Annotated in this window: 19 protein-coding genes; 4 read left to right on the forward strand and 15 right to left on the reverse strand. The window is 62.9% G+C overall.

The features are described 5' to 3' along the window. The 9 genes from BIS11_RS00200 to BIS11_RS00240 form a co-directional block, all read right to left on the reverse strand. A partial coding sequence (locus BIS11_RS00200) for an aldehyde dehydrogenase family protein (protein WP_253585634.1) occupies window positions 1–469 on the reverse strand: 469 nt, incomplete at its 3' end. A 48-nt stretch (window positions 470–517) separates the two neighbouring features. Continuing rightward, complete coding sequence (locus tag BIS11_RS00205) at window positions 518–1,237, reverse strand: FadR/GntR family transcriptional regulator (RefSeq protein ID WP_253418568.1); 720 nt, start codon at window positions 1,235–1,237, stop codon at window positions 518–520. A gap of 107 nt (window positions 1,238–1,344) precedes the next feature. Further along, on the reverse strand, window positions 1,345–2,142 hold the full coding sequence (locus tag BIS11_RS00210; protein WP_253418570.1) for an NAD(P)-dependent oxidoreductase: 798 nt from the start codon (window positions 2,140–2,142) through the stop codon (window positions 1,345–1,347). Window positions 2,143–2,187: 45 nt separating this feature from the next. Continuing rightward, the gene (locus BIS11_RS00215; RefSeq protein ID WP_367399039.1) at window positions 2,188–3,051 is read right to left on the reverse strand and encodes an amidohydrolase family protein; all 864 of its coding nucleotides are present in this window, start codon (window positions 3,049–3,051) and stop codon (window positions 2,188–2,190) included. A gap of 38 nt (window positions 3,052–3,089) precedes the next feature. Further along, on the reverse strand, window positions 3,090–4,007 hold the full coding sequence (kdgD, locus tag BIS11_RS00220; RefSeq protein ID WP_253418576.1) for a 5-dehydro-4-deoxyglucarate dehydratase: 918 nt from the start codon (window positions 4,005–4,007) through the stop codon (window positions 3,090–3,092). A 209-nt stretch (window positions 4,008–4,216) separates the two neighbouring features. Then, entirely contained in the window at window positions 4,217–5,932 is a 1,716-nt protein-coding gene (locus tag BIS11_RS00225) for a pectate lyase (RefSeq protein WP_253418579.1), read from the reverse strand. A 79-nt stretch (window positions 5,933–6,011) separates the two neighbouring features. Continuing rightward, complete coding sequence (locus BIS11_RS00230; protein ID WP_253418582.1) at window positions 6,012–6,728, reverse strand: oligogalacturonate-specific porin KdgM family protein; 717 nt, start codon at window positions 6,726–6,728, stop codon at window positions 6,012–6,014. 133 nt (window positions 6,729–6,861) lie between these two features. Next, window positions 6,862–8,652, reverse strand: a complete 1,791-nt coding sequence (locus BIS11_RS00235) for a transporter (protein ID WP_253418585.1) — start codon at window positions 8,650–8,652, stop codon at window positions 6,862–6,864. A 102-nt stretch (window positions 8,653–8,754) separates the two neighbouring features. After that, complete coding sequence (locus BIS11_RS00240; protein ID WP_253418587.1) at window positions 8,755–9,909, reverse strand: mandelate racemase family protein; 1,155 nt, start codon at window positions 9,907–9,909, stop codon at window positions 8,755–8,757. A 203-nt stretch (window positions 9,910–10,112) separates the two neighbouring features. Here BIS11_RS00240 and BIS11_RS00245 point away from each other — a divergent pair, with 203 nt between their 5' ends. From BIS11_RS00245 to BIS11_RS00260, 4 genes are all read left to right on the forward strand, one after another. Further along, entirely contained in the window at window positions 10,113–11,129 is a 1,017-nt protein-coding gene (locus tag BIS11_RS00245) for a beta-propeller fold lactonase family protein (protein ID WP_253418590.1), read from the forward strand. A 156-nt stretch (window positions 11,130–11,285) separates the two neighbouring features. Next, window positions 11,286–13,520: an exopolygalacturonate lyase gene (locus BIS11_RS00250; protein WP_253418593.1), complete on the forward strand. Its 2,235-nt coding sequence runs from the start codon at window positions 11,286–11,288 to the stop codon at window positions 13,518–13,520. A 91-nt stretch (window positions 13,521–13,611) separates the two neighbouring features. After that, the gene (locus BIS11_RS00255) at window positions 13,612–14,610 is read left to right on the forward strand and encodes an alpha/beta hydrolase (RefSeq protein WP_253418594.1); all 999 of its coding nucleotides are present in this window, start codon (window positions 13,612–13,614) and stop codon (window positions 14,608–14,610) included. After that, window positions 14,607–15,740 (forward strand): dienelactone hydrolase family protein, encoded by a 1,134-nt coding sequence (locus BIS11_RS00260; protein WP_253585636.1) that lies wholly within the window; start codon window positions 14,607–14,609, stop codon window positions 15,738–15,740. The genes BIS11_RS00255 and BIS11_RS00260 overlap by 4 nt, the downstream gene beginning before the upstream one ends. 102 nt (window positions 15,741–15,842) lie before the next feature. On the opposite strand, the gene BIS11_RS00265 is transcribed toward BIS11_RS00260, so the two are convergent. The 6 genes from BIS11_RS00265 to BIS11_RS00290 form a co-directional block, all read right to left on the reverse strand. Beyond that, on the reverse strand, window positions 15,843–16,586 hold the full coding sequence (locus BIS11_RS00265) for an ABC transporter ATP-binding protein (RefSeq protein ID WP_253425639.1): 744 nt from the start codon (window positions 16,584–16,586) through the stop codon (window positions 15,843–15,845). Continuing rightward, window positions 16,583–17,428, reverse strand: coding sequence for an ABC transporter ATP-binding protein (locus BIS11_RS00270; protein WP_253425641.1), 846 nt, complete (start codon window positions 17,426–17,428; stop codon window positions 16,583–16,585). The genes BIS11_RS00265 and BIS11_RS00270 overlap by 4 nt, the downstream gene beginning before the upstream one ends. Before the next feature lie 9 nt (window positions 17,429–17,437). Continuing rightward, on the reverse strand, window positions 17,438–18,346 hold the full coding sequence (gene nikC, locus BIS11_RS00275; protein WP_253425643.1) for a nickel transporter permease: 909 nt from the start codon (window positions 18,344–18,346) through the stop codon (window positions 17,438–17,440). After that, window positions 18,343–19,362 (reverse strand): ABC transporter permease, encoded by a 1,020-nt coding sequence (locus BIS11_RS00280; protein WP_253425645.1) that lies wholly within the window; start codon window positions 19,360–19,362, stop codon window positions 18,343–18,345. The genes nikC and BIS11_RS00280 overlap by 4 nt, the downstream gene beginning before the upstream one ends. A gap of 31 nt (window positions 19,363–19,393) precedes the next feature. Beyond that, complete coding sequence (locus BIS11_RS00285) at window positions 19,394–20,995, reverse strand: ABC transporter substrate-binding protein (protein WP_253425647.1); 1,602 nt, start codon at window positions 20,993–20,995, stop codon at window positions 19,394–19,396. Window positions 20,996–21,380: 385 nt separating this feature from the next. Beyond that, window positions 21,381–21,656: enolase C-terminal domain-like protein (locus BIS11_RS00290; protein WP_301283031.1), on the reverse strand; the 276-nt coding region annotated here is incomplete at its 5' end.

Raw genomic sequence — 21,656 nt, forward strand, 5'->3', positions numbered from 1 at the left:
CACCAAATACCGCCACCGGTCCGAGCGCGATATGACGCTGGCGCAGATCGGCACGCGGCAGCGGCTGGCGATCGGGAAGCGCGGGGTCGATACGCACGTCGAGCCATTCGCCGGCGCGAACCACGGAGGCGAACAGGCGCAGCTGACCACAGGTACGTCCGCGCTCGCCTTCGATGCGTGCCCGGGGCAGGCCGGACTCGGCCACGGCGCGCTCGATCAGCTCGTCGCCGATGGCCTCGATTTCGCTGGCGATGGTTTCGAGGAAGCTTGCGCGCGCCTCGAGGGAGGTTTCGCGGTAGGTGTCGAAGGCGTCCCAGGCGAGGGCGGCTGCCTGCTCGACGTGGCTGCGATCGCCGCCGACGTAAGCCGGGTCGAGCGTCTCGCCGGTCGCTGGGTTGGTCGCCTGGATGTTGGCGCGTGTACCGCTGACACTCTGCTGACCGATTAAGAGTTTACCTTCCAATGCCATGGTCGATCTCTCCTGGTAGTTCGCGTAGGGCGATACCTTTCAACGCCCTTATTTGTATGAGTAGTACGTCTTGTAGGCACGCTTCAGGTGTTGATACATGGCGGCGTTCGCCGCCTTGGCATCGCGCGCCAGAATCGCCTCGAGGATGTCCGCGTGCTCCTGCCCCACCTTCTCGAGGTACTGGACGGTCGTTTGCGAATCGATCGCGACGGACATCAACTTGGCGCGAGGAATGGTGCCGACATCCCACTGTTCGTAGATGGTGACGAAGGCCGGGTTATGCGTCGCCTGTGCGATGGCGGCATGAAACGCCAGATCCTCGTCACGCGCCTGCGTCGTGTTCTTGCAGGCCTCGAGAAACGCCTCGTGCAGCGTGACCAAGCGCTGCTGATCCTGCTCATCGTGCCGCGTGGCCGCCAGCGCCGCCACTTCGGGCTCGATGGTCAGGCGCAGCTCGAGGATGTTCAGGATATCCTCGATGGTACTCAGTCGAATCTTCTTCTCGGGGCTACGGGATTCGGGCGCCGAGCGCAGTACCCGTGTCCCGATCCCGCGCCGAGTCTCGACCAGCCCCTGGGACTTGAGGTGAGTGATGGCCTCGCGAATCACCGTGCGGCTGACGCTGAACATGTCGCACAGCGCCCCTTCCGGCGGCAGCTTGTCACCGACCGGGATCTCCTGGCGGGCGATGATGCCCTCCAACTGCTGGGAGACCTGCCGTGACAGGCTTCCACCGTGTACTAGGGGCTGTATGCCAAGGCTTTTCATACTCGACCAACTCTCACTGGAATCAAAAGTTCAGAGGTGTTCTACGTCCTCCAAGGGAGCGAACACTATAGCGTATCCACTCCCCTTTTTTATCATACATATGACGATCAGTCGTCCGGGTGACCCGACGAGGCGAACTTACCGCCCTGGTAGACCACTTCCGGTTCATCGGCGGCAGGAACGTCGCCGCGCGCCTCGATCTTTTCGCGCCACTGCTCGGAGCTGTGCTTGGGCTTCCAGCCCAGAAAAGATACCTGCTGATTGTCCCACCACTGCTCGGCGTTGTCGGAAACTCCATAGACGACGGTATTGCCGAGCTTGGGTGCCTGGAAGGCGCGCTCGAACAGGCTCATCAAATCCTCGACGTGCAGCCAGGTCGCCAGCATGCGCGTGTCGCGAGGCTCGGGGAAGCACGAGCCGATACGCACGCTCAGCGTCTCGATGCCGAACTTGTCGAAATAGAGACTGGCGAGATCCTCGCCGAAACATTTCGAGAGCCCGTAGACGGAGTCGGGGCGATGCACGACCCGGGTGTCGATCTTCTGGGTGCGCTCGTAGAAACCGATGGTGTGATTGGAGCTGGCGAACACGATCCGTGGCTTGCCCGAGTGGCGCGCCGCCTCGTACAGGTTGTAGGTGCCGACGATGTTGGCCTGCAGAATGCCCTGCCAGGGCTTCTCGAGCGACACGCCACCCAGGTGGATCACGCCATCACAGCCCTCGAGAAGCGCCTTGACGCCTTCGTAGTCGGCGAGGTCGCACTTCATGACTTCTTCGTGCGTGGCGGGACTGTCGATATCGGAAATATCCGACAGGCGCACGTGCTTGGCCAGCTTGTCCAGATAAGGGCGGATGGCCTTGCCCACGCCGCCCGCGGCGCCGGTGACCAGTAGTCTGTCGAGCATGTCTGTCTCCTTGTGGCTCTTGTCGTTGGGCGTCAACGCGCCTGACTATCGAAAATCGTAAAGAAACGCCGGATTGTCGACCAATATCTTCTGGCGGTTCTCCTCGCTTGCCCACTCGAGCAGGATGTCGAGCTGTTCGGCATCGCTTGGGTACTGGGCGCGCTGCACGCCGACGTGTGGCCAATTGGACCCCCACAGGATGCGCTCCGGGGCGTGCTCTATCACCCGCTTGGCGATGGGGGCCACGTCGGCGAACTCGGGCGCACCGGTCAGGCTGGTCTCGTAGGCGCCGCAGATCTTGAACCAGGCGTTGCCTTTGTCGATCAGGCGCAGGATGTCATCGACGCGGGAATCGTCTGCCGCCACCGGGTCGATGAACTTGCCGATGTGATCGATGATGTAGCGCCCTTCGATCTTCTGCAGCTCGTCATGGTAGTCGGGCAGGTCCCGACCGTTGAACTGCACCATGAGATGCCAGCCCAGGTCACGAATGTTCTTCTCGACGGCCAGCATGCGATCGATGCCTACCGCGCCGCCGGGCAGTTGCATGATGCGCGCGCCCCGAACGCCTTTCTCGTGCAGCCGATCCAGCTCCTGGCGAGAGGTATCCGGCGTGACGACGGCAATGGCGCGCGCGACATCGGTGCCGAACTGCTCGAGCGCCTCGACCAGCGCGGCGTTGTCGGTCTGGTAGGCGTTGGGCTGGGTCACGACGACCCGCGAAAGGCCGAGCCATGCCTGCAACTTTCGATAATCATCGACGGTCGCCAGCTCCGCGATCTGCGGACCGCCGGGTTGGGACTGGAAACCCGGCAGGAAGATATGGGCATGACAGTCCGTCGCTCCCGCCGGCGCTTTCAAGCGCGGCGTCGGGCCGGTCAACGGGCGGGTGTTTTCTGGAATCGACATCATGCCTCCTGTAGATCAAAAAAGTGTTCTGGTGGCGCTCAGTACTGCTTGGCGGCATCGATCAGCTTGGCCAGTCGATCGCTCTCCTCCGCCGAGGGCATGACCAGCGGTGCGCGTACAGGGCCGGCGGGCTTGCCGATGATCTCTGCGCCCTGCTTGATCAGGCTGACGGCGTAGCCCTGCTTGCGATCGCGCAGCTCGATGAAGGGAATGAAGAACTCTTGCGTGATCTTCTTGACCGTGTCGTGGTTGCCGGCACGCAGCGCCTTGTAGAAGGTGGACGCCATGTCGGGCACGAAGTTGAAGACCGCCGACGAATAGGTGTTCACGCCGATCGACAGGTAGGCTTCGGCGAAGATCTCGGCGGTAGGCACGCCGCCGATGTAGGCCAGCCGGTCGCCGACCGTCTTGACGATCTTGTTGAGCGCCTGGATATCGCCCTTGCCATCCTTCAGGCCGATCAGGTTCGGGCAGGCATCCGCCAGCGCCTGCACGGAAGCCGCATCCATGATGCCGTTACCGCGATTGTAGTAGATGACGTTGATCGACGTGCTGTTGCACACCGCACGAGCGTACTCGACCAGCCCGTCCTGAGGACACTCGGTCAGGTAGGGAGGCATCAAAAGAATGCCATCGGCCCCGGCTTCTTCGGCGATCTTGGCCTGCGCCTTGGCCTGCTCGACGCTCTGACCGGCGCTGGCGATGATCGGAAGCTCCCCACCGATGGTGTCGACCGCGGTGGTCACCACCGCGCGAAAATCATCGAGTGACAGGTTGAAGAACTCGCCCGTGCCGCCGGCGACGAACACGGCAGAGATCTCGTGGCTGACGAACCACTTCAGCCGCTCCTGGTAGCTTTCGCGAGCGAAGCGACCCTGGCCGTCGAAATCGGTGATGGGGAAGGAGAGCAGGCCGTTGGAAATGGACGCCAGCGTTTGTTCACGTGAAAAATGCATAATGTTATTCCTGTATCATGTTCTGTTGTAATACATCACACAACTATAAGCTTTCGTGGAGTCGTGATCAATATCGAATTGCGCCTCGCAGACAATTGACGAGGCGCCCTACTCGTTGGCGGGGAGGGCGATGCGATCACATCCGCATCCTCTCCCCGCCGGCTACCCTGTATGCAGCGCCCATCGACCTCAGGCGCTGCGCCATGCCATCAGCGGCGACCGTTCGGCTGCAGCTCCTCGCCTTGCTTCAACGAAAAGAGCTCGTTGTCGCTGGTGACGAAACGCGTCTCGCCACTGGCCATCAGATAGGCCCCTTCCGTGAATCCGCCGCCATTCAAGAAGGGCGCGACGGCACCGGACTCGCCCTGGTGGGCCGCCTCCAGTGCCAGCAGCGCGTAGGGATCGATGCTGTCGATCTCGGCGTACTGCACGTCTGGTGTGCGAACGAAGAAGTCGTTGACACGCCGATCGTCCAGAATGTTGTCGGCGACCTTGTCGGCCAGGTCGAGATAGACCGGCTGCTCCGTCGCCTTCCACAGATCGATAAGGGCAAAGATCGTGTGAGCATCGCTATTGCCAGTGTCCAGGTCGACGGCGGGGTTCTGCCCGCCCTCTTCGCCGATATCGCCCAGCCCCCGCCCCTTGGCAATGCCGCGAGCCACGCGCCAGAGGTCGGCGTCCGGCTCCAGCGTGTAGGCGCGGGAGTAGGAGAGCAGGAAGTTGCTGCCCGCCTCGTAGGGTTCGAGCACCGTTCCCTGCTTGCCGTAGTAGCCATCGCGAGGCAGGACGTAGTTGGAAAGATCGGTGCCGTCGGCGATCATGGGACGAAACGTGTTCGACGCCTCGTCGTAGGCATGCTGGGCAAACGCCTTCAGCCCGTCGATCGTCCACTGCTGGATCTTTGCGCCCTCGTCGCCCAGCGACTCGGCCAGGGCGAGCTGCATCAACGCGTTCTCGGAGTAGATCGTTCCAGTGCGACCGCGCAGCAGCATGTTGCCCTCCAGTGCCGCGGCCCCGAACTCCGGGCCGAACTGGCGCTGGGCTCGATCGCCATACTTCGAGTGCGTGTCGCCATCGTCATCGGTCTCGTCGCGCTTGAGCGGCTGGGTGAACTGGTACACCCCCAGCCCGGTCTGGGCATCGCGCGGCAGCACGTACTGCTCGGCCAGGCGCTTGGCCCAGGTGAGCGCGCCGGGTTCGTCATTGTAGTGATAGAGCAGGCCTGCCGAGTAGATCAGGTCGTTACCCGTATTCAGAAAGCTGAGCCCCTTGGTTTCGAAGAAAGGTGGCTGCTGGGAAAAATCGCTGTCCCAAAGTGCGCCCTGCTCCAGCCCATACTCGCCGTGCCGGCTGGTTTCCAGCACTTCCCAGTCGTAGACGTGGGCGTTCCAGAAGGCGCGGATGAAGTCCATCGCCGCTTCTGGGTCGACGTCGAACATGAGCTCGTAGTAGGGATAGGCGTTCTTGAGCTCGTGAACCAGCTCTTTCTCGCTCGGCCCTTCCGGCTCGAGGGTCTTCAGGTCGACGAAGCGATGACCGCCCCAGTACAAGAGCCCGCTGTCGTCCTGGAAGTGGTCGAAGTAGTAGCGCACGTTCTGTTCGGCGTGCTCACGGTAGCGCGGGTCACCGGTGAGGTTGCTCAAGCCGACCAGAACGCGCATGAAGTTCTGCTGCGCGGAAAAGTTCGACAGCACGGCCGTGCGGCCGTCGGGAAAGATCCACTCCATCTGCTCGCCGGTATTGGGATTGACGCCCGATGCCAGCAAGGGCGATGGGTTGTCGCCATGGTAGTGATCCCCGGCCTGGTCGAGTACGGTATCGGCGAATGCCTGCACGGCCTGAAGCCGGGGACTGTCGGCGAAGGCCGCGTGGCTGGCGACCAGGGTGAGTACGCAACAGGTCTTGAAGGCTAGGCGAAAATTCATGTTCGAGCTCCGAATCGATCGATAAGCACTGGATGGCGGCTGGACGTTTCCAACGCCCGCCGCCTTTGCACTCGAATACCTAGAATCGGTAGTTATAGGTCACCTGGACGGCATCGTTGTGGCGACCACCGTTATAGGTAGCTTCGTCGCGCGTCTTGTCCTTACGCTTGTAGGTCAAGGCGAGCGAGTTGGCGCGATCGATGCGGTATCCAAGACCGAGCTCGTGCTCCCAGCGATCCTCGTTGCCGGTATACATGTTGCCCTCACCCAGTACGTAGGCGTAACTCGTGTTCCAAGCCAGACCGATCTGATCTGTCACGGCGTAGCTTACATAACCGTCGAAACGATTGACGCGAGAGCGTGCCCCGCCCCCCTCCCGAAAGGTCTGGTATTCATAGCGGTAGCGTCCACCTACCCGCCAATCGTCATTGATGCGATAGTTCAATCGCAGCATGGGGCGCATGGTCTCGGATCCTGGATTGAACTTGTACTCGATCTTGGGCTGAAGCGACCAGCGATTATCGTCATCGAGTGCATAGGAGTAGCCCAGCCCAAACAGGTTCTCCGCTAGCTCGGGCCTGCCGCTGATTTCATCACGCCACCGGCGCTGGTGCTCGAAGGAAAAAGCCACGGCGTTATCGAAGGTGTGTCCCAGGCCGAACTTCACCTTGTAATCCTGGTTCTCCCGAAACGTCTGCTCGTACTTCGTCGAAATGGTAGTGGAGCCTGCGTAGCTGAAACCGCTGATCAGGGTTGTCAGCGCGGCGAGTCCAATAATCAGCTTTTTATTTTTCATGATGCACCCTTTTGATGGTTTCTTGTTGTAGCTGGCCCTACGAAAGGTCGTAAGGACCAGCCGTATCATCTATGACATATGATGTTCATGAGTGCTTTCATCGGTTGGATAAAAGCACTCGTGGGAAGTGTGATTACTTGTAGGCGATGCTGGCCTGAAGATCGGCGTTTTGCATGGCACGCTTGCTCGAACGAGCCGAGAGCAGCATCAGGACCGCAGGGATCATCAGAAGCGCGCCGCACAGCAGCATGACCAGACGCCCGTTGGTGGAGTTGGGCAGCAGCGACAGGCCCATGACCATCACGCTTCCGATCAGGATCAGACGACCCAGGATGATCTTCTGGCCGTAATCCACGGCGTCGGCGGCCGGGTCGGCATCGGTGCTTTCCACCGGCGTTTCCCAGCGACGCCACATTTCCCGGCGCTCGGCGGCGCGCTCGGGGGAGTGTTTCTCGGCGTTGTAGAACAGGCTGCTGAGCAGGAAGAAGCCACCGGTGATGACAGCGTGGGCGCCGATCGCGAAGGCGACGCGGAAGTCGGACCATTCACGCGCACTGATCTCCATGCCCATGACGCTGTTGACGATCTCCGGGCTCAGCCAGGCACCGACGCCGTAGGAGACCATGCAGCCCACCACCAGCGTGCCCCAGCCGGACCAGTCCGGCGTCTTGCGCACGATCAGCCCCAGCATGGCCGGAATGGTGATCGGGAAGGTGATCAGCGCGCTCGCCGTGAGCAGGATCTCGAACAGGCTCATGCTCTTGAGCGAGTTGATGAACAGGCTGATGCCGATGATGATCGCGCCGAAGATCAAGGTGACCATACGCGATACGCGCAGCATCTCGGTTTCGTTCGCGTTGGGCTTGATGACCGACAGGTAGAAGTTGCGCACGAAGAAGCCGGCGTTGCGGTTCAGGCCAGAATCCATCGAGGACATGCTGGCGGCGAACATCGCGGCCATCAGAAGCCCCAGCATGCCGGCGGGCATGTATTCGCTGACGAAGGCGACGAAGACCGCCTCGTTGGCGCTCGCGCCCAGTGCAGGGAAGTTCTGGGCGAAATCCGGGCTGTTGGCGTGCATGAACCAGGCCGGGAAGAACCAGATGATCGGGCCGATCAACGCCAGGCACAGCGTGAACAGCGCGCCATAGCGGGCGTTCTTGCTGTTCTTGGCGCACATGTAGCGATAGCCGTTGAGCGTGTTGTTCATCATGAAGATCTGCTTGATGATCAGCATGAACACCCAGAAGCCGAACAGCCACGCATAGCCGTAGCCGCTGCCGGTCAAGAACTCGCCGTCGTAGCTCGACACGATGCTGCCGATGCTGTCGGTGTTGCCCCAGGCGACGAAGAAGCACACGAACGTCACCGACATGATGATCAGCATCTGGACGTAGTCGGAGGCCACGACCGCCCAGGCGCCGCCGGTGACCGACATCGCGACCACCGCGATACCCGCCAGCAGAATGACCGTCTCAAGCGAAACGTTGAATACCGCCGAGGTGATGATGGCCAGCGCGCTCAACCAGGTGGCTGCGGAGACGAGGCCGTCGAACATGCTGAACCAGATGAAGGTCTGCTCGCTGGGCTTGCCGTAGCGCATCTTGAGGGCTTCGGCGGCGGTCACCACCCGCAGCTGTCTAAAGCGCGGCGCGAAATAGACGTAGTTCAGAAAGTAGCCGGCGGCGTTGGCGCCGAACAGGAAGATGATGGCGAAACCGCTGACGTAGGCCTGCGAAGCCGCGCCGGTGAAGGTCCAGGCGGAGAACTGCGTCATGAAGGCGGTGGAGCCCACCAGCCACCACAGCATGTTGCCGCCCCCCCGGAAGTAGTCACTGGTATTGGTGTTGAAATTCTTGAACACCCACCCGATGACCACCAGAAAAACGAGGTAAATGAGTATTACCCAAACATCGATAGACATGATTGCCCCTTGTATTTTTTTATTTGTGATCGGCGTAGCCGAGTTGCTTCAAGCTGGCGAGTCGAGCCGGCGTGCCTGAATCGTGCGGATGCCCGGCCGGGCTCAATACCGCTCGAGCGTATTGGCGTCGATGTAATCGAAGTTGATGCTCTCCCCCAGCCCCGGGCGATCCGGCAGGTGGACGAAGCCTTCGCTATCCATCTCGTCGACGATGACGTTGAGATAGGCGGGCGCTTCGTCGTAGTCCATGTGGGGGTGAAGCAGGCCACGCTCGTACCACTGGCAGTTGGTGATGGCGCCCACCACGGCCAGGTTGGGTGCGCCGTTGCCGTGGATCTCGCAATCCATGCCGAAGGCTTCGGCCAGGTGCGCGGCCTTGATGCAGGGCGTGATGCCCCCGCCGTTGGCGACCCCGGCCCGCAGGATGTCGCAAGCCTGGTGCTGGACCCAGCTGGCGCGACTCTGGTGTTTGCCGCCGATGGTCTCGGGGCCGATGACCGGCACGTCGACCTGCTGGGTCAGCCAGCGGTAGGACTCCATCGAATCCTCGGGCATCGGCTCCTCGAACCAGGCGAAATCGAGACGCGACAACGCGCGGCCGATCTTCAGGGCGTCCAGGCGGTTGTACCAGTGGTAGCCGTCGAGCATCAGGGCGATGTTGGGACCGACCGCTTCGCGCACGGCTTCGCAGGCACGAATGTCCATCTCGACGCTCGGCGCGAAGCTCACCGGCGGCATCCAGGTATGCAGCTTGATGCCCTGATACCCTTGACCGACCAGGGTCTCGGCGAACTGGGCGTACTCTTCCGGCGTGGAAAGGCCGCCCTTGGTTTCGTCACCGCACATGGTGCTGGCGTAAGCCTTCACCTTGGTACGCGCCCCGCCCAGCATCTGGTAGACGGGCACGCCAAGTTGGCGGCCTGCCAAGTCCCAGAGCGCTTGGTCGAGAATCGCCATGGCACGATCGGTCAATTGCGCCCCGCTGCCCCGCTGGCGCAGCCACAGGTCCTGCCAGATGAGCTCACGCGCGTGGACGGGCTTGCCGATCGCCGCTTTCTTGAAGTATTGCTCGACGATGTAAGGACGAATGAGCTCTTTGGGAGCAAAAGCGTATCCTTTGCTGCCATCTTCAGCGGTGACGCTGAGCATGGCGATCTGGGCTTCGCTGGGCTGGCCCGCATGAGCGTGACCGGCGCTATCTCGCGAAAGCTTCGACTCATAACGAATGACGTCTACGGACAGGGATTCGATTCTCATCGTGCTTGGCCTCTGTAAGTGGGTGACGATTGGCATAGCGCGCAAGGTAATACATAATATGTTTGATAGTAATGTTACCGCTAAGCGACAACAACATAGACAATGGTATGAATGGCTTAGGCGCGAGCGACGCTTTCATGCGACGTCGCTGGACGATCGCTCGAGACGTTTCATACCGGTATCGACCGCCCTGAGGAGACGTGATGACGGCCAGCAAACGAATGCTCTACGTAGGGTGCGCACTGAGTGGCGAGCTCTACTCGGCATACCTGGATGACGAGACCGGCAAACTCGAACTTGTCTCCCATCGCCGCCTGCCGGGGCTTCGCGAACCCGGTGGCGCCATGCCCTTGTGCCTCACGCGCGATCGCTCGACCCTGTACGCGGTTTCCAGGGGCGAGCCCTTCTTTGTCGCCCGTTTTGGCATCGATGCCGAGGGGGCACTGACACACCAGGAGAACACCCCGCTCGACACCAACCTGGCCTACATCGAGACGAGCACCGACGACACCCATCTCTTGTGCGCCTCGTTCATCGATCACCACGTCAGCACCCACTTAATCGACGAACAGAAGCGCATCGCCCCCGAAGCGTCGTACCGCCAGAGTATCGAGAAGGCGCACGCGCTGTGCATCACGCCTGGCGGTAAAAGCCTTTTGGGCACGAGCCTGGGAAAAGACGTGATCTATCAATGGACGCCCTCTTCCGAGCGCACACCGGGCGAGCTTCTCGAAGGAGCGAGCGTGACGCAACTCGCGCTCGAGGCCGGCACCGGTCCGCGCCACATTGCCTGCCACCCTACCCAGCCCGTCGCCTACGTGATCGGCGAGCATAACGGCACGCTCAGCGTCGTGCGCTACGGCGAGCACTCGCTTGCGCTCTTGCAGACGGCGCACCTGGCCGAGCAGCCCGAGCCGTTCCAGGCCGCGGACGTACATCTCACCCCGGACGGGCGCTTTCTCTACGCTTCGGAAAAGGCGACCTCGACGCTGCACCTTTTCACGATCGCCCCGGATGCCAGCATCACGTTTCGACACCGCTTTCCGACGGAGAACCGCCCACGCGGCTTTGCCATCACCGCGGATGGCCGTCATCTGATCGCCGCCGGTCAGTTTTCCCATCACATCGCAAGTTACCGCATCGACCCCGAAAGCGGTCACCTTACCCTGGTCGACCGTCTGCCCGTAGGCCAGAGCCCAGACTGGATCGAGATCGCCTGATCCCATGCGTTCGGGCGAGAAAAGTTTGCATGCTACTTTGAGCTAATATTGAGCCATAAACATACTATGTATTATTTTTAAAGCTGCATTCCGCTTAGGTTTGTGGCCCTCCATCGTATTCGAATTCAGTAACGCCCCTCGATACAAGGCTTGACCATGACAAGAAAAGCAGCGCTGGCACTTACCCTTTTCGCGCCGATACTCGGCGTTTCCACCGCCCAGGCGGACGATCCTTCGACCCTCACCTGGCAAGGCATCACCTTCGGTCAATCCACCGACTTGAACTTCGGCTCGACCATCCTGCCGGAGAAAGTCGGCACCAATGAAGTGACCCACGATGGCGAGCCCGTGTCACCCGGACCGCTGCTCGATCACGTGGTGATCGAGAGCCGTGGCGGCAAGCTGGCCAACTCCCACGAAGGCGGCACCTTCTACTACACCACCCTGCCGACCGATCAAAACTTCGTGCTGACGGCAACGCTGACCCTGGAGCAGCTGGGCCCGGAAACCGGCGCCACGCCCAACCGCCAGGAAGGCGCCGGCATCATCGCCCGCGACGTGATCGGTGCCCCGCGTGCCGAACCGCAGCCGCAGGGCCATGAGGAATTTCCCGCTGCCTCCAACATGGTCATGAATCTGCTGCGCTCGCACACTCGCGAAAACGACGGGTTGGCCAACGCCACGGCGGTCTACCGCGAAGGCATTCAGGACCCTTGGGGCAATCCTGGCAACCTCATGAGCCGCGAGGATTACGTCGAGGCTTTGCCTTACGGTGAGGCGCAGACCTACCGCATGAGTCTCGAGCGCGGCGACGGGCACTTCGTCGTCACGCTCGACGATGGCGACGAGGTCCATCGTTACGAGCTCGACGACGCGCCGGCCAGCCTGGTCCAGGTGCAGGACCCGGACAACCAGTACGTCGGCTTCTTCGCCGCGCGCAACGCGCGCTTGAGCGTTGCCGATATCGATCTCGAACTCACGCCGGCGGACACCCACCCGGGCGACGCCTACCAGGCGCCGCAGACACCGCTGGTCTGGTCGATCGCCTCGCCGGAGCGCGCCAGTACGCCGAACTACACCTTCCAGGCCCTGGCCAACTACGCCGGCACTTTCAGCCTGAGCCAGAACGGCCAGCCCGTGGGCGAAGATCAAGACGTCGAGGCGGGCAGCCTCTTCAGCGCGGCGCTTGAGATCGACGAACCGACAGAGCTCGAGGTCACCTTCCAGCCCGACGAAGGCCCCGACAGCGAGCTGCAACGCCGCGCCCTCACCCTCGAGCCCGCACGCGTGGCCGACCCCATGAACCTGCACGTCTCACCAGAGGGTCGAGCCGGTGAAGCGGGCGATCAGGAAAACCCGCTGGACCTGGCCTCGGCGCTGGCGCTGGTCGCCCCCGGCGGCACCATCCACCTGGCCGGCGGCGAGTACGGCGCCATCGAGATCCCGCTCGAGGTCAGCGGCAGCCCCGGCGCACTCAAGCGCCTGACCGGGGAAGGCGCCGAGGTGCGCTTCACCGGCATGGTCTCGCACAACGCCCATTACTGGCAGCTCGACCATCTCGAGGTCGCCGGCGAGCGGCTGATCGTTCACGGCAGCCACAACGTGTTCGAGCACATCGTGACCCACAGCGCGCCGGACACCGGCTTTCAGATCACCTCCCCCGAGGATGTCGGCCGCGCCCTGTGGGCGAGCCACAACACGGTTCGCCATAGCGAAAGCTACAACAACCGGGACGCTTCGGGCATCAACGCCGACGGTTTCGCCGCCAAGATGCGCATCGGTGACGGCAACCGCTTCGAGCACTGCCTGTCGCACCACAACATCGACGACGGCTGGGATCTGTTCAACAAGGTCGAGGACGGCCCCAACGGCGCGGTCACCATCACTCACTCCATCGCCTTCAACAATGGTCAGACCCTCGACTCGGAGCGTACCGGCGGCAACATCGGCAACGGCTTCAAGCTCGGCGGTGAAGGGCTGCCGGTGGATCACCATGTCGAGCGCAACCTCTCCTTCGACAACGGCATGGACGGCTTTACCGACAACTTCAACGCCGGCGCCTTGACCATCGCCGACAACGTGGCCATCGACAACGACCGCTTCAACTTCATCGTTCGCCAGAGCCCTTACGGCGACCAGCTCGAGCCGGCGCACCTCTCCGGCAACGTCTCGCTGCATCTGGAAAGCCCCAGCCAGTACAGCGATAGCGTTCACGGCACCATTGACGACGACAACGTGTTCATCGGTGATGACGACAGCGGCTCGAACGCCGCACCTTACGACGAGGCGACCCTGGAGAAGATCCGGGCGCTGCTTCGCGAGTCTCCTGAAACCCTGGAAGAGCACCGTCGCCGGGCCCTGGCGCTGCAGCAGATCGTCTTCGCAGAGTGAACGAGAAACGAGGCCGGAGGGCAGCGTCCGCCTGACGGCTTCGACAGCACGTCGATGGTCATGTCTCAAGAACAAGAGCAACCCAATGAACATGTCGAACCGTAACCCCCTTGCCCTGGCCGGCTGCGTGCTGGCCCTGACAAGCTGCCTGCAGGTCAATGTCGCCATGGCCGAGCCACTCTCGCAACACGCGGTCTACCCCTTGTGGGACGGGCCGCCCGAAGGTACGCCCGCCGAACTCTCACCCACGATCAGCGAACGCTCTCGAAGCCTTTTCGCCCCCGACCGGGCGCTGACCGGCATCAACGAGCCCAGCCTCACGGCCTGGGTGCCCGAGCACCCCAACGGCGCCGCGATCATTATCGCGCCCGGCGGCTCCTATCGGCGCGTGGTGCTGGACAAGGAGGGCATCGAGATCGCCAGGGCGCTGGCGCCTCTGGGCGTGACCAGCTTCCTGCTGACCTATCGCCTGCCGGGCGAAGGCCACGAGAATCGCGCCGATGCGCCGCTGGCCGACGCCCAGCGGGCGGTGCGCCTCGTGCGTCGCCAGGCCGCCGAGTGGAACCTCGACCCCGACCGAATCGGGTTTCTGGGCTTTTCCGCCGCCGGCCATCTCGGCGCGTCACTTGCCACCGGGTACGACCGCGCCGCCTACACGCTGGATGACGCCGAACAGGCGGTTTCCGCGCGCCCCGACTTCGTGGCGCTGGTCTACCCGGTCGTCACCATGCAGGACGAGGCGGTCCATGCGGGCTCCCGCGAGGCGCTTCTGGGCGAGGCGCCTTCCGCGGAGCAAAAGCAGGCCCAGTCGCCGGAGGAGCACGTCGACTCACGCACCCCCGAGACGTTCATCGTTCACGCCGACGACGACCCGTCGGTCTCTTCGATGAACGCCATCGCCTTCTACAGCGCCCTGCACCAGGCGGGAGTGAAGGCCGAGCTTCACGTCTACCGCGATGGCGGCCACGGCTTCGGCATCGCCGGCGCGGGTGACCTGCCGGTGGCGGGCTGGCCCGACCTGCTGGCGAGCTGGCTCGAGAGGATCGATGTGCTGCCCGCGGCGCGTTCTGAAAGCGAGGAGCTACGATGAAACGCTCGATGAAACGCTTGTCGATTCCCGCCCTGCTGCTCGTCGCCGCACAGGCGGCGCTGGCCGACCCGCAAGGCGTCACCGATGACAATCTGCCGCTCTTTTACCAGGCGCTCAAGGAGCGCATGAGCTTCCCGCTCGCCTATGAAGGCGGCGATCCCGCCGTCTGGCGCGAGCAGACGCTTCCCCAGGTACGCGCTAGCATCCTGCCCTACACCGCCTCACGCCCTTTTGAAGCCGAGCTCATCGACGAGGTCGACCGGGGAAGCTACCTGGCGCGTCGCATCGCCTTCAACGTCAGCGACGAAAGCCGCGTGACGGCACTGCTGCTGGTGCCCAAGGGTGAAGGGCCGTTTCCGGCGGCGCTGATGCTTCACGATCACGGCTCGCGTTTCGATATCGGCAAGGAAAAATGGATCGCGCCCTGGTACGACGACCAGCGGCTGGAGTCGGCCAACGAATGGGCCGACCGGTTCTTCTCGGGCAGATTCCCGGGCGAGGAACTGGCCGAGCGCGGCTACGTCGTGCTGGCCACGGACGCGCTCGGCTGGGGGGATCGCGAAGGCAACGGCTACGAGGCGCAGCAGGCGCTGGCTGCCAACCTGTTCAACCTGGGCTCTTCGCTGGCGGGGCTGATCGCCCTCGAGGATACGCGCGCAGCGGCGTTTCTGGCAGAGCTTCCCGACACCGACCCGGGCAGGATAGCGGCGGTCGGCTTCTCGATGGGCGCGTTCCGGGCATGGCAAGTGGCCGCGCTCTCCCCGCACATCAGTGCCACCGTCGCCAACGCCTGGATGGCGCAGGCAAAGGGGCTGATGGTGCCGGGCAACAACCAGCTGCGCGGCCAGTCGGCCTTCAACATGCTGCACCCTTCCCTGCTCCGGCTGCTCGACTTTCCCGACGTGGCGGCGCTAGCGGCGCCCGCGCCCATGCTCGTCTACGCCGGTGAAGAGGATACGCTGTTTCCGCCCAGCGCGGTCGAGGGCGCCATGGCGCGCATGCATGACGTCTGGAGCGCCCATGGCGCCGAGGAGCATCTGACGACGCGCCTGTGGGAAGACAAGGGGCACGTCTTCACCGCCGACATGCAGGACGCCGCCTTCGAGTGGCTCGATGCAAAGCTCAGATAGCCTCGGCTGACATCGCCAGACTCTTGATATGACTTGAGTCCTGGTATGGCTTGATGATCCAGCGGCCGGCGCCTCACAGGCGCCGGCCTTTCTCGCTCGTTCTCACTCGCGGCTGAAGGCGTGCTCGAGAAGCTCCCGAGTATAGGGGTGGGTCACGTTGCCCTCGACCAGGTCGTCCCGGGAGACGATCTCGACGATTTGGCCGGCCTGCATGACGGCAACCCGCTCGCACAGGTGGGCGATGACGCCTAGATCGTGGGAGACCATCAGGTAGGTGAGCTGGTGGCGCTGATGCAGCGACGCCAGCAGGTTGAGGATTTCCGCCTGCACCGAAACGTCCAGGGCCGAGGTCGGCTCGTCGAGCAGCAAAATGCTCGGGTCCATGATGATCGCTCGGGCGATGGCCACGCGCTGGCGCTGGCCGCCGGATATCTGGTGGGGGTAGCGCGGCAGAAACGACGCGTCGAGCCCCACGTCCGTGAGTGCCTTCTCGATGCGCTCCGCCCTGTCGGCCACACCCTTGATCGCCAGGGGTTCGCTCAGGATCTTGCGTATCGTGTGCCGCGGATGCAGCGCGCCGAAAGGATCCTGGAACACCATCTGCAGGGTATCACTGCGCTTTTTGGGCGGCGTGTCGGCGATCGAGCGCCCCTCGATCTCGATCGCGCCTTCCCAGCCCTGGAACTGCCCCGCCAGGCACTTGAGAATGCTGCTCTTGCCCGAGCCGGATTCGCCGACGAGCCCGAAGCATTCGCCCTTTCCTATCTCGAGGGAGATGTCGCTCAGGATGCGCTTGCGCCGGGTGAAGGTCGAGACGTCGAAGGAGAGCGAGTCGATGGCGATCATGGCGCACCTCCCTGGGCGAGCCAGGCAGGATCGCGGGTCATCACCGGAAGCGTTGCCCGGCGGTGACGCAGGCTCGGCAGCGACTCCATCAGTCCCCGCGTGTAGGGATGCGAGGCGTTGGCGAGATCACTCGCCTTGATCGATTCGACCACCTGGCCGCTGTACATCACCAGCACGCGGTCGCAGAACTTCTTGACCAGGTTGAGATCGTGGCTGATGAAGATGAGGCTGATGTTCTTCTTCTCGATGAGCCGGGTGAGGATATCGAGCACGTCCTGCTGCACGGAGACGTCGAGCGCCGAGGTGGGCTCGTCGGCGATGATGATGTCGGGCTCGGGAATCACCATCATGGCGATCATTACCCGCTGCCCCATCCCGCCGGAGATCTCGTGCGGGTACTGATCGAAAACGTGCTCGGGATCGCTGATGCTGACCTCGCGCAGCATGTCGAGCGCTGCCTCCCGGGCGGCCTGGCGCGAGATGCGCCGATGCACGCGCAGCGCCTCGGCGATCTGGTCGCCCACGCTCACCACCGGGTTCAACGAGAACTTCGGGTCCTGCATGATCATCGAGATATGCTGGCCGCGAATGGTGCGCATCGCCTTTTCGCTGCAGGTGAGCAGGTCTTGATCGCGAAACGCGAGCCGCTCGGCGCGGACCTGGGTGGAGGGCGAGTTGAGGCGCAGGATCGCCTTGCCCACCGTCGACTTGCCCGACCCCGACTCGCCGACGATGGCCAGCTTCTCGTTGTTCAGGGTGAACGAGACGTCGCGCACCGCGTGCTTGGCGCCGTCATCGGTACGAAACGTGACGTTGAGTTTTTCGACTGTCAGTACGCTCATGGGTACTCCTCACTCGGTGCGGGGGTCGAGAAGATCGCGCAGGCCGTCGCCCAGCAGGTTGAAGGCCAGGCTGACCAGCATGATGGCGGCGCCGGGAAAGGCGACCAGCCACCAGCTTTCGAGCATGTAGCTGCGCCCGGTGGAGATCATCGCCCCCCACTCGGGAAGCGGCGGCTGGGCGCCCAGGCCCAGAAAGCCCAGCGCGGCGGCGGTCAGGATCACCGTCGCCATGTTCATGGTCAGGCGCACGATCAACGACGGCAGGCACATGATGGCGATGTAGTGAAACAGGATGCGCGCGGCGCTGGCGCCCTGGAGCTGCGCGGCCACCACATAATCCGATTTGCGAAAGGTCATCGTCTCCGCCCGGGCCAGGCGCGCTACCGGCGGCCAGGAGGTCAAGGCGATGGCGATCACCGCATGCTCGAGGCCAGGCCCCAAAGCGGCCACGAACGCCAGCGCCAGCACCAAGCTCGGAAACGAGATGAAGATATCGGTGATGCGCATGAAGACGCTGTCGACCCAGCCGCCGAAGTAGCCGGACACGGTGCCGATCAGAAGCCCGATGGGGCCCACGATGATGGTGACCAGGAAGATGATGTAGAGCGTCACCCGCGAGCCGTAGACGATGCGACTGAAGATGTCGCGGCCGTACTCGTCGGTGCCGAACCAGTGCGCCGCAGACGGTGCCGAAAGAACCCGAGAAAGATCCTGGACCAGCGGGTCGTGGGTGGCGATCCACGGCGCGGCCATCGCCAGTATCAACAGCACGGCGACGATCACCACCCCCGAGGCACTGAGCGGGTTGCGACACAGTTTTCGGAAGGACTTGAGAAAGGCCGCGCCCTTGCCCGGCATCACGCCGGCCCGAGGGCTCAGGGGAAAGTCCGCGTGACGCAGCGTTTGCTGATTCTTCATGAGCGGGTCCTCGGATCGAACAGCGTGTAAAGGACATCGGAGAGCAGGTTCAGGAACACGAACACCAGCCCGATGAACAGCACCGATGCCATGACCGCGTTCATGTCACCCATCAGGAGGCTATCGGTCAGGTACTGCCCGAAGCCGGGCCAGGCGAAGACGGTCTCGATCAGTACCGCTCCTTCCAGCAGGCCGCCATAGGCTAGCGCCACGATGGTCAAAAGCTGAACGCGAATGTTCTTGAAGGCGTGCTTCCAGATCACGCTGCGCTCGGAAAGCCCCTTCACCCGCGCGGTCTTGATGTACTCCTGGGAGAGCTGCTCGAGCATGAAGCTGCGCGTCATGCGCCCGAGAAAGGAGACCGAGTTGAGCCCGAGGATCAGCGCCGGCAGGGCGATATGGCGCAGGGCGCTGAAGAACGCCTCGAGGTTGCCCGACAGCAGCGTGTCGATCAGGTAGAAGCCGGTGTAGCTTTCGAACATGCCGTCATAGGCAAAGCCGATACGCCCCGCGGCACCGGCCCAGTTGAGCCAGGCGTAGAAGACGATCAGCCCGACCATGCCGACCCAGAACACCGGTGTCGAGTAGCCGAACAGCGTGATCAGGCGGGTCAGGTGATCGCCCAAGCGCCCGCGGTGGGTCGCGGCGTACACGCCGAGCGGAATCCCCAGCCCCACGCCGACCAGGATCGCCACTGTGGCAAGCTCGATGGTCGCCGGCAACACCCTGAGAATGTCGTCGACGACCGGGCTTCCGGTCAGGATGGCGCGGCCGAAGTCGCCGGACAGCATCGCCTGCAGGTAGTACTGGTACTGAACCCAGACGGGCCGGTCGAGCCCCATCTCGCGGAACACCTGCTCGTAGGTCGAGGAATCGGCGTCCGGGCCGACGACGGCCAGCACCGGATCGATGGGCATCAGCCGCCCGATGATGAAGGTCATCGTCAGAAGGCCGAACAGGGTGATCGCAATAACGCCCAGCTTTCTCAATAGGCCCAGATAGCGGGATCTTGTCATTATTGTCAGCTCCTTTTCGCGGTAGGTGGGGTCACTCGCGGGTTTTGGTGACGCTGCGCAGCCGGGTCATCGCCGAAGGATCGTCGCGATAACCTTCGACCTGCCCCCCCACGACCACGGTGTTGATCATCTGCGAGAAGGGAAAAAGCGCCCCGACATCCTCCTCGTAGATCGACTGGACCTCGGCGTAGAGCGCGTTCTGCACGTCGCTGTCCGCCTCGGCCACCGCCTCGGTGATCAGCTCGTTGATGCGCGTGTTCTGATAACCGGTACGCCAGCCCTGGAAATTGGTCAGCCGCGCTTCGTCGGAGTTGTCCGGGTTGAGCAGCAGCGGGGTGAGGTTGGAGTCCGGGTGCGGGGCGAAGCCGCCGCCGCCACGCCCCACGATGATGTCGAAGCGGCGGTCGCGCATCGCCCCGTAGACCTGGTTGCCGGTGCCGCTGAGAATCTCGGCGTTGATGCCGATACGCTCCAGGCTGCTTTGCAGGTTGATCGCCACGTTGATGAACGGGGATTCGTTGAGCGCGCGGATCGTCGTCGTGAAGCCGTTGGGGTACCCGGCTTCGGCCATCAGCGCCCGCGCCTCTTCCGTCGTCAGCGAGTACATGGGCTCGGGCAGGGTCGCCGGCAGGCCGAGCTTCACCGGGCGTTGGTGGAAGATGCCGTAGTACGGCATGATGCTGTCGTTGATGCCTGCGTAGTTGATCGTTCCACGGATCGCCCTTCTGACCCGCTCGTCGGCGAGAATGTCGTTGTTCATGCTGACCGCGACGTAATAGAGCGTGCCGCGCTGGGTCGTCTGGATCTCCAGTTGCTCGGCGTTCTCGAGCGAGCGAATGTCCGGCACCGACATGCCGATGGCGACGTCGAGATCCCCGCGCTCGATCATCAAGCGCATCGTCTGCGACTCCTTCAAGTTGCGCATCACCACCCGCTCGATCACCGGCGTCTCGCCCCAGTAGCGGTCATTTTTCGCCATCACGATCCGGTCCTGGGGAATCCACTGACCCAGCACGAAGGCGCCGCTTCCGGCGGCATTGGTGGTGAGCCAGCGGTTCCCCCAGTCGCCCTCGTGTTCGTGAGCCATCACTTCCTGCTGGTCGAGGATGAACGCGCTCGGGCTGGTCGCCAGGGTATACATCACGAGCTTGGGATCGAGCTGGCGGGGAAAGGCGATCTCGAGCTCGTGCTCGCCGGTCTGCGTGACCAACTGTGCAACGTTCTCCCGGGTGAAGCCCAGCGCCTTCCAGGTGGTGGCCAGCGCCAGATTGAGGTCCAGCACCCGCTCGATGCTCCACACCACGTCGGCGGCGGTCAGCGGATTACCCGAATGGAACTCCACGTCGTCGCGCAGCGTGAAGGTGATCGCCATGCTGTCATCGGCAACTTCCCAGTCGGTGGCGAGCGCCGGGTGGATGACGGTCGGGTCCGCCACATCGAGTTCGATGAGCGTGTCGTAAAGGTTCGCGTTGACGAAGGCGATGTCGTTGCCCGTGGCCGCCGCCGGATCCAGCGACAGGATGTTGCTCATCTTCAGGGCGATGATCAGTTGATCGCTTGGCGTATTGGCGCTTGCGCTGGCGGTCAGCCATAGCCCCAGCAGGCCGATCAGGCATCTTTTCAAAAGGGCCATACCCTACTCCAGTACGGTTGATGGATAGTGGTTGTCGTTATAGTGATCGTGGTCGTCGCCCAGGTACTGTCGCGTTCCGCGTTGCGGTCAATTCGATAACGCTCGTGACCACCACCAGCCAACGACGGGTACCGCGGATGGGCAGCGTTACATTAGAAATATTTTTATTCTTCAACGAGTAACGCTATTGGTAATACATAATATGTTCTATACCGTAATGAACTTCTTCGTACCCGGCACTTAGCCATTAGTCTATCCGGCGTGTTTCGCGTGACCGGGGCGGGCCGGATACGGGCCACGCGCATAAAAAAGGCCATCCTGCAGCGAGCTACAGGATGGCCAACTCCCCCATGAACGATACGCGTCTTGCAGACGATCAAAAGCGTCAGTTGCGCTCTTCGAGCGCGTAGGCGGCGAGCGCCTCGCGGTCGATCTCTATGCCCAGGCCGGGCGCCTCGGGAATCACTACCCTGCCCTCCTGGTGCTCCAACGGCGTCTTGACGACGGCCTGGCGAAACGGATTTTCGGTGCGATCGAACTCCATGATCGGCTCGAGCGGCGTGCGGCGCGGCGGATTGGGCGGGAGGGCAGCCATGAACTGCAAACTGGCCGCCAGGCACACTGCGGTTCCCCATACATGGGGCACCAGGCGTACGCCATG

It is taken from the genome of Halomonas sp. 707D4 (assembly GCF_024158685.1).
Taxonomy (GTDB): domain Bacteria; phylum Pseudomonadota; class Gammaproteobacteria; order Pseudomonadales; family Halomonadaceae; genus Vreelandella.